The organism is Amycolatopsis sp. NPDC104863, from assembly GCF_055582965.1.
The window spans coordinates 1,350,776-1,363,291 of record NZ_JBVJOW010000002.1 but is presented as its reverse complement, the minus strand read 5'-3'; the positions used below and the strand labels follow the sequence as shown (position 1 = coordinate 1,363,291).

General features: G+C 71.3%; 9 protein-coding genes. 7 read left to right on the top strand and 2 right to left on the bottom strand.

Translation table 11 applies throughout. The annotated features are described in order from the left end of the window. The first annotated feature begins 223 nt into the window (after window positions 1-223). On the top strand, window positions 224-2,491 hold the full coding sequence (locus tag ACZ63J_RS16230) for a transglycosylase domain-containing protein (RefSeq protein WP_465400337.1): 2,268 nt from the start codon (window positions 224-226) through the stop codon (window positions 2,489-2,491). An 80-nt stretch (window positions 2,492-2,571) separates the two neighbouring features. Continuing rightward, window positions 2,572-4,971 (top strand): transglycosylase domain-containing protein, encoded by a 2,400-nt coding sequence (locus ACZ63J_RS16225; protein WP_465400049.1) that lies wholly within the window; start codon window positions 2,572-2,574, stop codon window positions 4,969-4,971. 64 nt (window positions 4,972-5,035) lie between these two features. On the opposite strand, the gene ACZ63J_RS16220 is transcribed toward ACZ63J_RS16225, so the two are convergent. Continuing rightward, window positions 5,036-6,082: a Gfo/Idh/MocA family oxidoreductase gene (locus ACZ63J_RS16220; protein WP_465306644.1), complete on the bottom strand. Its 1,047-nt coding sequence runs from the start codon at window positions 6,080-6,082 to the stop codon at window positions 5,036-5,038. Between the two features lie 55 nt (window positions 6,083-6,137). On the opposite strand from ACZ63J_RS16220, the gene ACZ63J_RS16215 reads away from it, so the two are divergent. Further along, window positions 6,138-7,196 (top strand): ROK family transcriptional regulator, encoded by a 1,059-nt coding sequence (locus tag ACZ63J_RS16215; protein ID WP_465306642.1) that lies wholly within the window; start codon window positions 6,138-6,140, stop codon window positions 7,194-7,196. Window positions 7,197-7,244: 48 nt separating this feature from the next. Next, window positions 7,245-8,795 (top strand): glycosyltransferase family 87 protein, encoded by a 1,551-nt coding sequence (locus ACZ63J_RS16210; RefSeq protein ID WP_465400050.1) that lies wholly within the window; start codon window positions 7,245-7,247, stop codon window positions 8,793-8,795. Here the strand turns inward: ACZ63J_RS16210 and ACZ63J_RS16205 are convergent. After that, window positions 8,792-9,565, bottom strand: coding sequence for a deoxyribonuclease IV (locus ACZ63J_RS16205; protein WP_465306638.1), 774 nt, complete (start codon window positions 9,563-9,565; stop codon window positions 8,792-8,794). The two genes, ACZ63J_RS16210 and ACZ63J_RS16205, sit on opposite strands and share 4 nt — an antisense overlap. Window positions 9,566-9,679: 114 nt before the next feature. Here ACZ63J_RS16205 and ACZ63J_RS16200 point away from each other — a divergent pair, with 114 nt between their 5' ends. From ACZ63J_RS16200 to ACZ63J_RS16190, 3 genes are all read left to right on the top strand, one after another. Beyond that, window positions 9,680-10,486: a hypothetical protein gene (locus tag ACZ63J_RS16200; protein ID WP_465400051.1), complete on the top strand. Its 807-nt coding sequence runs from the start codon at window positions 9,680-9,682 to the stop codon at window positions 10,484-10,486. Window positions 10,487-10,673: 187 nt separating this feature from the next. Further along, window positions 10,674-11,516, top strand: coding sequence for a hypothetical protein (locus ACZ63J_RS16195; protein WP_465400052.1), 843 nt, complete (start codon window positions 10,674-10,676; stop codon window positions 11,514-11,516). A gap of 82 nt (window positions 11,517-11,598) precedes the next feature. Continuing rightward, window positions 11,599-12,486, top strand: a complete 888-nt coding sequence (locus ACZ63J_RS16190) for a hypothetical protein (RefSeq protein WP_465400053.1) — start codon at window positions 11,599-11,601, stop codon at window positions 12,484-12,486. Window positions 12,487-12,516: the final 30 nt, after the last annotated feature.

Here is a 12,516-nt window from a genome sequence, read left to right as displayed (position 1 = left end):
GAAGGGGTGGCGGCCGTCGCCGCCCGTGCCGGCTGGAGGACTGCCCGTGCCCGACGATCGATCCCGCTCCTGGCCCGGCCAGGGTCCCGATCCGCGCCGTCGCGCACCCCAGGGTCCGCCCGGCCAGGCCCCGCGCCGCCCGCAACAACAGCAGCAGTGGCAGCAGCAACAGCCACCGCGGCAGCCGCCGCCTTCGCGTGGGTACCGGCCCGAGCCGCCGCCGATGAGCGGCGGCCCCGAACTGATGACGCACCACGCGTACGAGGAGCCGGACGCCTACGACGACGACGTCCAGCCCGAAGGCGACGGCAAACCGGCCCTCACCCCGGCGCAGCGCAAGAAGCGGCGCTGGAAGATCATCCGGCGGGTCGCCTACGCCTTCGTCGGGGTGTTCATGGTGCTGCCCGCGATCGCGTTCGTCATCACGTACTTCCTGGTCGACGTCCCGTCGCCGACCGAGGTCGCGCAGAACCAGAGCCAGGCGGTCACCTACCTCTTCTCTGACGGCTCGCCGATGGGCAAGGACGTCCCCCGCGGCGGCAACCGGGTGCTGCTGACCCCGGACCAGATCCCCGACGTCATGAAGCACGCGGCGATCGCGACCGAGGACGACTCGTTCGAGACCAACTCCGGCTTCGACATCGGCGGCCTGCTGCGCGCGGTCTACAACCAGGCCACCGGCGGCGCCGGCGGTGGTTCGACGATTTCGCAGCAGTACATCAAGAAGGCCACCGACAACGACGCCCCGACGTTGACGCGCAAGTGGACCGAGCTGGCCAAGTCCTTCAAGATGAACCAGACGTACGAGAAGAAGGACATCATCACCGCGTACCTGAACATCATCTACTTCGGGCGCGGCGCGTACGGGGTGGGCGCGGCTTCGCAGGCCTTCTTCCACAAGGACGCGAAGGACCTCAGCTTCTCGGAGGCCGCGCTGCTGGCCGGCCTGATCCAGCAGCCGGGCCGGTCGGAGAACCCCAAGGTCGCGAACGACCGCTGGAACACCGCGCTCGACCGGATGGTGAAGAACAACTACATCTCCGCGGCCGACCGCGCTTCGGCGCAGTTCCCGACGCCGATCCCGCTCGAGGACAGCAAGCAGCAGGCCGGCGCGCCGCCCGCGTTCGTCGTGCAGCAGGTGAAGGACGAGCTGGCCGCGCACGACATCCCCGAAGACCGCTACTACTCCGGCGGTTTCCAGGTGCAGACCACGATCGACCCGAAGGCCCAGCAGGCCGCGGAGCAGGCGGCCACCGAAGCGCTCGAGGGCCAGGTGGACGACAACCTGCTCAACGCGCTCGTCGCCGTCGACCCGAAGACCGGCGGGGTGCTCGCCTACTACGGCGGCAAGCCGATCGTGCAGGTCAACGGGCAGGACCAGGCCGGGCGCGACTGGGCGAACACCCCGCAGAACCCGGGTTCGTCGATGAAGCCGTTCGACCTCACGGCGTTCCTCAAGATGGGGAAGGGCCTCGACGCGAAGTTCGACGGCTCGAACAACCGCACCTTCGACGGCCGCGTCGTGCGCAACGCCGGACCGGGCAGCAGCTGCTCGACGCAGTGCACGGTCGCCGAAGCGATGGAACGCTCGGCGAACACGGTGTTCTACGACATGGTCCTCAACCAGACCAAGCAGGGCCCGGTCAAGGACGCCGCGCGGGAAGCCGGCGTGAAGACCAAGAACGACGACGGCGGCCAGTCGATCATCTCCACCAAGGACAACAACATCTCCCTCGGCGGTGGCGAAACCCAGATCACGCCGGCCGACATGGCCTCGGCGTACGCGACGTTCGCGGCCAACGGCGAGCAGCGCGCGCGGCACTTCGTGCAGAAGGTGTCCAACTCGCAGGGCGAGGTCGCGTACGAAGCCCCGACCGACGCCAAGCCGGCGTTCGACAGCGACGCGGACAAGAGCCGCCAGATCGCCGGGAACGTCACCGAGTCGCTGAAGCCGGTCATCGGGTTCTCGAAGCTGAAGTGCCCGAACGGCCACGAGTGCGCCGGCAAGACCGGGACGCAGCAGCACACGAAGGTCGCGGGTGAGCCGTCCTGGGCGGGGAACGCGAACTCGCAGACGTGGATGGTCGGCTACACCCCGTCGGTCTCGGTGGCGGCCTGGGTCGGCGGTGACGGCAACAAGCCGCTGCACGGCAAGAACAACTCGCCGATCTACGGCTCGACCATCGCCGGCCCGATGTGGCAGAAGTTCCTGTCGCTGTACCTGACCGGCAAGCCGGGGGAGAAGTTCGACAAGGTCGACCGCATCGGCGGTGAGGTGGCGCCCCCGCCGTCCTCCGACGTCGCGACGACCACGGACTCGACCCCGACGGACGAGAACACCGGCGATCCCGGCGACAACGGCGGCAACGGGGACAACCACGGCGGTGGCGACCACAACGGCAACGAGTCGTCGCAGACCACCACGCCGAAGCACACGAAGACGTCGACGCCGAAGGACACTCCGACGAAGAGCGACGAGCCGGGGAACTGACCCCGGGGTGAACCACGGTGGGCCGCGGTCCGTGCGCCTACGAGAGGACTGCGTCCGCAGCCCACCGTGGAGGACGGCCCGTGAGCAACGACCGCACGTCACCCGGGCGGCAGCCTGACCCGCGTCGTCGTGCCCGCCGTCCGGCGCCGCGCTCCGGGCTGCTGGGCACCGAGCCGGAGCTGATCACCCACCACGCCCACAACGGCACCGAGCCCGACGAGCCGCCGACCGTGCCGATCCTGCGGCAGCGGCCCGGGCAGCCGCCGCGCCGGCCGCGTCCGCTCACCGCCCAGGACCTGCGGAAACGGCGCTGGCGGCGGATCCGGCGGATCGGGTACGTCGTCGCCGGCGTGTTCTTCGTGGTTCCCGCCGTCGCGTTCGTGATCACCTACCTCGCCGTCGACGTCCCCTCGCCGGAGACCGTCGCGCAGGCGCAGGGCCAGGCCGTGACCTACCTGTTCAGCGACGGCACCGAGATGGGCAAGGACGTGCCCACCGGCGGCAACCGGCAGATCCTCGTGGCGAACCAGATCCCGGACGTCGTCAAGAAGGCCGTGATCGCCACCGAGGACGCGTCGTTCGAGACCAACTCCGGTTTTGACGTCGGCGGCATCCTCCGCGCCGCGTACAACCAGGTCACCGGCGGTTCGGGCGGCGGGTCGACGATCTCCCAGCAGTACATCAAGAACGCCTCCGGCGACGACGACCCGACGCTGACGCGCAAGTGGGTCGAGCTCGCGAAGTCGTTCAAGATGAACCAGACCTACGAGAAGGCGGACATCATCACCGCCTACCTCAACATCATCTACTTCGGCCGCGGCGCCTACGGCGTCCAGGCCGCCGCGCAGGCCTACTTCGGCAAGGACGTCGGCCAGCTCGACTACTCGCAGTCGGCGCTGCTGGCCGGGCTGATCCAGCAGCCGGGCCGGTCGGAGAACACCGCCGTCGCCACGAGCCGCTGGAACACCGCGCTCGACCGGATGCTGAAGAACGGCTACCTGACCCAGGCCCAGCGCGCCGCGGCGAAGTTCCCGACGCCGATCCCGCTGCGGGAGAGCCGGGACGCGGGCGCGCTGAACCCGTTCATCAAGAAGCAGGTCAAGGCCGAGCTGGCGGCGCAGGGCATCGACGAGAAGCAGTACTACTCCGGCGGGTTCCAGGTCTTCACCACCATCGACCCGCGGGCGCAGCAGGCGGCCGAGCAGGCGGTGTCCGAGGGCATGGCCGACCAGACCGACGACCGGATCCTCAACGCGCTGGTGGCCGTCGACCCGAAGACCGGCGGGGTGCTCGCCTACCACGGTGGCGAGCCGATCGTGAAGGGCCCGAACGGCGAGGACCAGGCCGGCCGCGACTGGGCCGACGAACCGCACAACCCCGGGTCGTCGATGAAGCCGTTCGACCTGGCGGCGTTCCTCAAGCTCGGCCGCGGCCTGGACGCGCGGTTCGACGGCACGTCCCCGCGCACGTTCCCCGGCGTCGACCTCCCGATCCGCAACGCCGGCGACAGCAGCAGCTGCTCCGACCAGTGCACCGTCGCGGAAGCGATGCAGCGGTCCACGAACACGGTGTTCTACGACATGGTGCTCAACGTGACGAAGCCGTCCGGCGTGGCGGAAGCCGCGCAGGAGGCGGGCATCCGGACGTCGGACAACGGCGGCCGCAGCAAGCTCTTCACCGGCGACAACAACATCTCGATCGGCGGCGGGGACACCCAGGTGACCGCGGCGGACATGGCCTCGGGGTACGCGACGTTCGCGGCGAACGGCGTCCAGCGCGACCGCCACTTCGTCCAGAAGGTGACCAACGCGAACGGCGAAACGGCGTACGAGGCCAAGGACCGCTCGACCGACGCGTTCGCCGACAACGACGCGTCCCGCAGCGCGCAGATCGCGGGCAACGTGACGGCGGCGCTCGCCCCGGTCATCCAGTTCTCCCGGCTGACCTGCCCGGCAGGCCACGAGTGCGCGGGCAAGACGGGAACGCAGCAGCACACCCCGCAGAACGACGAACCCGCGTCCGCCGCGAACGCCAACTCGCAGACCTGGATGGTCGGGTACACGCCGTCGGTGTCGGCGGCGGTCTGGGTCGGCAGCGACGGGGACAAGGCGTTGCGCGGCCCGGGCGGGACCCCGCTGTTCGGCTCGACGCTCGCCGGGCCGATCTGGGACCGCTTCATGCAGCTGTACCTGACGGGCAAACCGGCGGAGCGCTTCGACCGCGTGGCGGCGATCAGCTCACCGCAGGACCGGGTGGAGGTGCAGCTTCCGTCGCCGCCTCAGCAGCAGCGCGACCCGCGGAACCAGCAGCAGCAGGCCCAGCCCGGCAACCGCCAGCAGCAGCTGGACCAGCTGCGGCAGTTCCAGCAACGGCTGCAGGAGCTCCAGGACCGCCAGCGCAACCGGAACGGGAACGGCAACGGGAACAACGGGAACGGCAACGACTCGGGTCAGAGCGGTGACCCGAACCCGGGCGGCTGAGCGAGGAAGGTGGCCGTGACGTCGGAGCTGGGGGACATCGGCGTCACGGCCGGTCCAGGGGTCGTCAGAGCTTGACGACGGTTCCTTCGACGCCGGAGCGGTGCGCGGCCTCGATCACCCGCAGCGCCTCGACCGAGGACGCGGGGTCGACCGGGAACTCGCCTTCACCGCGCAGTGCGTCGCGCACCTGTGCGTAGAACTGCTCGTAGCGGCCGGTCTCGGTCGGCACGGTCTTGAGGTCGTTGCCGACGCCGATCTTCCCGGTGTCCGCCGCCGGCTCCACGCCCCAGCCTTCGTCGCCGGGGCGCATGCCCGCCTTGATCTGCGGTTCCTGCACGTCGAGGCCGAACTTCGTGAACGTCGCGCGGTCGCCGAGGAGGCGGAACCGCGGGTTCAGCGTGCCCGCGAGCGCGGTCGCCCACAGGTGTGAGCGGACGCCGTTGGCGTGGCGGAGCGCGACGAAGACGTCGTCGTCGACCTGGACGCCGGCGCGGCGCCGGTCGACCTCGGCGTAGACCTGCGTGACCGGGCCGAACAGCTGCAGCGCCTGGTCGACGATGTGCGCGCCGAGGTCGTAGAGCAGCCCGCCGGCCTCGGCCGGGTCGCCGAACTCGCGCCAGTTGTCCTTCGGCTTGGGCACCCAGCGGTCGTAGCGGGACTCGAAGCGGAACACCTCGCCGAGCCGGCCGGACTCGAGGACCTTGCGCACGGTGAGGAAGTCGGAGTCGAGCCGCCGGTTCTGGAAGACGGTGAGGCCGACGCCGGCCGCCTTCGCCGCGGCGACGATCTGCTCGGCTTCGAGCGCGGTCGGCGCGAAGGGCTTGTCGACGACCACCGGCAGGCCGGCTTCGATGGCCCGCAGCGCGAGCGGCACGTGTGTGCGGTTCGGGGTGCTGACCACCACGAGGTCGAGGTCGGCCGCCCGCTCGAACAGCGCGTCGGCGCCGGGCACGACCTCCGCGCCCGGGTGGTCGGCGCGCGCCTGGGCGGCGTTGCTCGACGTCGTGATCACCGCGGGGGTCAGGCCGGGGGTCGCGGCGACCAGCGGCGCGTGGAACACGCGTCCGCCGATGCCGTACCCGAGGATCCCCACGCGCAAGTCGTCAGCCATGGCCCCCATTAAACAACAGTGTTGCGTAATTGGCCAGGCGTGCGAAGATCTCACCATGGCGGCCACCGGGAGGAACCTGCGCAACGTGCGCGAGCACAACCGCGCCCTCCTGCTTTCCCACATCCTGCGGGCCGGCGGCCTCAGCCGCGTCGAGCTCGCCGGCCGGACCGGGCTGACCCAGCAGGCCGTCTCGAAGATCGTGCCCGAACTCCTCGACGCCGGCCTGCTGGACGAGGAGCGTCAGCCGTCCGTGGGCGTCGGCAAACCCCGCACGCAGCTGACCGTCCGCGCCGGCGCCAAGCACGCGCTCGGCGCCCGGCTCGACCGCGACGAGTTCCGCGTGCTGCGCACCAACCTCATCGGCGAGGTCGAGGAGACGGCGGGCGGCCCGCTCCCCGTCGGCTTCACGCCCGAACAGGCCGTCGAAGCCATCGGCGCCGCCGCGCTCGAGCTCGCCGACGGCTTCGACGTGCTCGGCCTGGGCCTCGGCGCCGTCGGCCCGCTGGACCACCTCGCCGGCCTGGTCCGCGACGCGACCAACATGCCGGGCTGGCACGACGTCCCCCTGCGTGAGCTGCTCGAAAAGCGCACCGGGCTGGCCGTGACGCTCGACAAGAACACCAACTCCGCCGCGTTCGCCCAGCTCTGGCCGCACGGCGAGCCGACCGCGACCGCGGTCGTGCTCGTCGGCACCGGCATCGGCGTCGGCCTGCTGATCGACGGACGGCTCTACCGCGGCCCGCGGACCAACGCGGGTGAGTTCGGGCACACCACGATCGCCTACGACGGGCCGCGCTGCGCCTGCGGGCGACGCGGCTGCGTCGAGATCATGGCCAAGCAGGCGCCCGACACCCGCGCCGCCGCCGGGTTCCTCGGGATCGGGCTCGCCGACCTCGTGCAGGTGCTCGACCTCGAGCGGATCGTGCTGGCCGGACGCGCCGTGCGGGACGAACCGGACGTCTACCGGGAGGGCGTCTCGGCCCGCCTGGAGGAGCTGCTGCCGCTGCCGCACTGGCAGCGGATCGAGGTCGTCGAGGACTCCTTCGGCGAAGAGATCGTCACGCGCGGCGCGGCCGCCGAGGTCCTGGCCTCGTACTACGCGAATCCGGCATGATCGTCGGCTTCACCACCGCGCTCACCGATCACCGATAACATCCGCCTCGTGCCAGAGGAGACCACCCGCGAGCCGGACCCCGGCCCCGTGACGCTGAGCAGGACGGATCGGGTCGTCCCGAGTTGGACCGAACCCCTCGCGGCCGCGGTGACCAGACCCGTCGGGGGCCCGCTCGGCGAGCACGCGGCGGTCGGCAGGCACTGGTTCTGGTCGCCCCAGCGGGTCGGCCTGCTGCTGGCGACGCTGGCGCTGATGCTCTGCTGGTTCGGCAAGGGCTCGTGCATCCAGCAGTACCAGGACTCGAGCGGCGCGACCCAGCTCGACTGGCGCGCGGGCCGCCCGTTCGTCGCGATGTGCTACTCCGACATCGTGCCGCTCTACAGCTCCGAGCGGCTCGACCGGCCGAGCACCTTCCCGTACTACACGTCGTGGAAGGAAAGCTCGCAGACCGCGGAGAACAACACCCGGTACATGGAGTACCCGACGTTCACCGGGCTCTTCCAGTGGGCGAACGCGAAGCTCGCGGCGGGCTGGTTGAACGTCGCCCAGAGCGGCTGGCTGCCGGGCGCGCTGCCGGTGGCGGTCTACTTCGACATCACCGCGTTCTTCCTGGCCCTGGCCTGGCTGGTCACCGTGTGGGCGACCGGCCGGACGATGAAACGCCGGCCGTGGGACATGGTGCTGGTGGCGATCTCGCCGCTGGTGCTGGTGCACGCGTTCACCAACTTCGACACGATCGCGACGGCGTTCACCGCGACCGGCCTGCTCGCCTGGGCGCGCAAGCGGCCCGCGCTCGCCGGCCTGCTGCTGGGGCTCGGCGCGACGGCGAAGCTGTACCCGCTGTTCCTGCTCGGCGTGCTGTTCGTGCTGTGCCTGCGCGCGGGGAAGCTGACGCCGTTCTGGAAGACCGCGGCCGCGGCCGTCGTGACGTGGGTGGTGGTGAACGCGCCGTTCATCCTCACCGCCACGCGCGGCTGGTGGGAGTTCTTCCGCATGAGCACGCTGCGGCCGATGGACCCGGACTCGCTGTACAACGTGATCTCGTACGCCACCGGCTGGGCCGGGTTCGACGGTGTGCTGCAGAAGAACCAGAGCCCGACGTACCTGAACCTCACGGTCGCGGTGCTGTTCCTGGCCTGCTGCGCGGGGATCGCGTACATCGCGCTCGCGGCGCCGAGACGGCCGCGCGTCGGCCAGCTCGCGTTCCTCGTCGTGGCCGCGTTCCTGCTGACGAACAAGGTGTGGAGCCCGCAGTACTCGCTGTGGCTGGTGCCGCTGGCGGTGCTGGCGATCCCGCGCTGGCGGCTGCTGCTCGGCTGGATGCTGCTCGACGCGCTGGTCTGGGTGCCGCGGATGTTCTACTACCTCGGCGTCGACCACAAGGGCCTGCCCGAGGGCTGGTTCCTCGGCACGGTCGTGCTGCGCGACCTCGCCGTGGCCGGGCTCTGCGTGCTGGTGGTCCGGGAGATCTACCGCCCGGCGGCCGACCTGGTCCGGGCCGCCGGCGACGACGACCCGGCCGGCGGGTTCCTCGACGGCGCCCGGGACGTGATCGTCCCGAACGCCGTCCGCCACCGCCGGAAGGCCGCGGCCGTCTAGCCGAGCTTCTCCCGCAGGTACGCGATGTCGGTGGCCTGCCCGTCGGGCGGGGTTTCGACGACGACCGGCGCGCCCGCGGCCTTGGCCACCTCGACCAGCGCGTCCGGGTCGATGGTGCCGTCACCTTCGACGACGTTCGCGTGCCGGTCGCGGGTCGAGCCGAACTCGTCGCGGGAGTTGTTGAGGTGCACGAGGTCGATCCGGCCCGTGATCGCCTTGACCTTCTCGACGGCGGTCGCGAGGTCCCAGCCGGCGGCGAACGCGTGGCAGGTGTCCAGGCAGAACCCGGCGCCGAACTCGCCGACCTTGTCCCACAGCCGGGCGATGACCTCGAGGTCGCGCGTGATCGCGTTCTCGCCGCCGGCGGTGTTCTCGATCAGGATCGGGACCTTGAAGCCGCCCTTCTCCTGCTCGCGCTCGAACAGCTTGCGCCAGTTGTCCAGGCCGGCCTCGACGTCGTCGTTCGCGCCGACGTGCCCGCCGTGCACGATCAGGCCCTTCGCGCCGACCGCCGCGGCGCCGTCCGCGTGCTGCGTGACGTTCTTGCGGGATGGGATCCGGATCTTGTTGTTCAGCGAAGCCACGTTGATGAGGTAGGGAGAGTGGATGAACACCTCGACGGGGTCGGCCGCGATCGCCTCCCCGTGGGGGTGCGGCTTCGGTGCCTTCCAGCCCTGGGGGTCGGAAAGGAAGAACTGGACGACGTCGGCTTTGCGCTCGGCGACCGCGGTCAACGGGTCGTCGTCACGGACATGGGCGCCAATCAGCATGCCGAGCACGCTACTCCGGGTTTTCTTTTCCCCTGCGGCACCGGTTGGTGACGCTCGTGGAGTACCGTGAGCGCGTTCCGTGATCCAGATTGGTCCGACTGCCGGAGGGCATCGATGGGGAAGCACGTCGCCCGGATCACCGCACTGGGGTTCACTCTCGCCGCTTCGGCCGCTCTGGCGGCGCCGGGCGTCGCGAGCGCGGACCCCAGCCCGACCCTCGGCGGGGACTGCGGGGCCACCCTGCAGAACGGCCAGGCCCGCGACGCGAAAACCGGTCTCCTCCTGGACGCCGGCGCCCCGCTGAACGCCCCGGACCGGCTGACCGTCGGCCTCGACTCCAGCGCGCGGAACACCAACGGCTCGGCGCCCCTGCTCACGCTCCCGGTGGGCGACACCGTGAAGGCGCTCGGCGTCGGCGAAGTGCCGGTGGTCGGCGACCTCGCGGCCCAGGGCGTCTGCCCGGTCGCGCAGGGCACGGTCAACACGGTCGGCGACACGCTGCAGGGCGTCACCGGCCAGCTGCCGCCGGTCCTCCCGCCTGCACCGCCGGCGCCGCCCGCCCCGCCGGTGCCCCCGGCCCCGCCCGGCCCGACGCCGCCGCCGGGGCAGACCCCGCCGCCGGGCGACAGCACCGGCCCGGTGACCAGCGGTCCCGGGAGCGCGGGCCTGCCGGGTGACGCGATTTCGGGCATCTTCACCAACGCCGCCCTGCTGCCCGGCAGCCTGGTGCAGGCGCCGGTGATCGCCCAGATCATCCCCGGCCAGCAGGTCCCGACGGTCGACGAGCAGAAGTCCGGCACCGCGGAGGCGCTCCCCGGCGTCACGCCGCCGGCGAAGCTGCCGATGCTGCTCGCGGTGCTGGCCCTGGCGATCGTCGCGGCGGCCCTCGTCCGGGCCTGGATCCGCCGCAAGCCCGCCTGATCTCACGCACGGTGACGCCTGCTTCCACTCGAATGCCGGACATTCTTGAGTGAGCGGGCGTTACTCGTCTGCCTTAACGTCGTTGTCCTGGGGAGAGGCCACGAGACCAAGGGCGGCGAGGATGCAGGATCGGGCACGGAGGGCTACGGCGGTCGGCGCGACGGCGGTTGTTCTCGCTGGTTCGGCTGTGCTCGGCATGCCCGGCACCGCTTCGGCGAGCGAGACGAAGACCGTGCCCTGCGGCAGCACAGTGACGGCGAAGCCCGGTGACACGGTCAAGGGCACGACTCCGCTGCTCGGCATCCCGCTCGACCTCGGTGTGGTCACCGACGGCACGAAGGTGCTGACCGGGACGATCAATGCCATCCTCGGCACGCTCTGCCAGGTCACCGTGAACGTGGTCAACACCGTCGTCTCGCCGGTGCCGGTGATCGGCGCGCCCGCCGCCAGCGCGATCAACCAAGGCGTCCAGGGCGTGACCAGTGGCGCGCAGCAGGGCCTGAGCGCGGTGACCGGCGGCGGCAAGCAGCAGTCGCCCGCGCCCGGCACCGGCGGCAACCCACAGCAGAACCCACCGTCTCAGGGCGGTGCGCCTCAGCAGGGCGGCACCCCGCAGGGCACCACCCCGATCCCCGACGCGAACAGCCCGCTGCTGCCCGGCTTCTTCCCGGGCGGTGGCTCGGCACTGGGCGGCTTCCCGTTCACCCTCGGCACCGGGTACGCGCCGATGCGCGACTACAGCGGCATCCCCTTCGCGACGGCCGGGCTCTTCACGCCGTCACCCGCGATCCGGTACGGCAGCCAGATCCCGGGTTACGCGCCGCAGTACGGCCTCACCGGTCCGGACGGCACCGCGGACGGCAACGCCGGCATCCAGACCGCCGGCGAGGCTCAGGCGCTGCCATCCGCGTCCGGCGGCTTCACGAACGGGTCGAACCTCCCGATGTTGATCGCGGTTCTCGCACTCTCCGGAGTCAGCGCGGGGCTCGTGCGGACCTGGGTGCTCCGCCGAATGGCCGCTGCGAATTGACCCGACTGCCGAGTATCTTTCACGTATCTTCTTCGTTGACCCTGGTGTTCAGGACGACGTCTCCATAACCCTGCGGAGGACTGTGCTCGTGCGGAAGTTCTTGACCGTGACCGCCCTGGCCGCCTTCGTGACCGGTAGCGCGTTCCTTTCCGCGGGCACCGCCTCCGCGGCGACGACGCTCGCGGGCACCTGCTCGGGCTCGGTGAGCGGCAGCATGGGCGACACGGTCGCGGTGCAGGGCACGTCGGTGAAGGAGATCGTCCGCAAGGGCGCGCAGGACTACGTGAACTCCCACCTCTGGACCGCTCTCTCGGTGTGGCCCAACACCATCGCGGACACCATCGCGGGCAAGGGCGCGCTGGCGGTCGGCCAGGTGCCGAACGCCGCGGGCGGCACGATCGCCGGCTCCGCGGTCGGCAGCGCGGTGGCCACCGCGCTCAAGGGCTCCAACGGCCTCGGCCTGCTCGACGGCACCAAGAACGAGGTGCTCGGCGCGGTCTCCGCGAGCGTCGCGAAGAGCTGCGGCCTCACCACGATCGCCACGAACTACGCCCCGCCGACCCAGCCGGGCGCGGGCACCGGCGCCCCGCAGGGTGGCACCGGGACCGTCCCCGGCGGCAGCACCGGCAACCTCTCGAACCTGAACCCCGGCACCGCGGGCGGCAACGGCGGCACCGCGCCGATGCGCGACTACGGCGGCATCCCGACCGCGACCGCCGGCACGGCCGTCGCCCCCGGGGTCCGCTACCCGGCGAACGGCACGCTGCCCGGGGACGCTTCCGCGCCGCAGGCCGGCCAGGGCGACCCGACCGGCCAGGGCGCCGACATCCGCGACGCGGGCAACGCGCAGTCGCTGTCGGCTCCCGGCTCGGCGAACGACGTCCAGCTGCCGATGCTGCTCGCGGTGATCGTGCTCGCCGGGGTCACCGCCGGGCTCGTCCGCACCTGGGTCCTGCGCCGCGCGAGCTGACCCCGCCGTCCGGGTCCACCGGCACCCCCA

Excerpts from the sequence above, each read along its gene's own strand:
- ACZ63J_RS16230 (WP_465400337.1), top strand. The coding sequence starts at position 224 with ATGAGCGGCGGCCCCGAACTGATGACGCACCACGCGTACGAGGAGCCG.
- ACZ63J_RS16220 (WP_465306644.1), bottom strand. The coding sequence starts at position 6,082 with ATGGCTGACGACTTGCGCGTGGGGATCCTCGGGTACGGCATCGGCGGA.
- ACZ63J_RS16215 (WP_465306642.1), top strand. The coding sequence starts at position 6,138 with ATGGCGGCCACCGGGAGGAACCTGCGCAACGTGCGCGAGCACAACCGC.
- ACZ63J_RS16205 (WP_465306638.1), bottom strand. The coding sequence starts at position 9,565 with ATGCTGATTGGCGCCCATGTCCGTGACGACGACCCGTTGACCGCGGTC.
- ACZ63J_RS16200 (WP_465400051.1), top strand. The coding sequence starts at position 9,680 with ATGGGGAAGCACGTCGCCCGGATCACCGCACTGGGGTTCACTCTCGCC.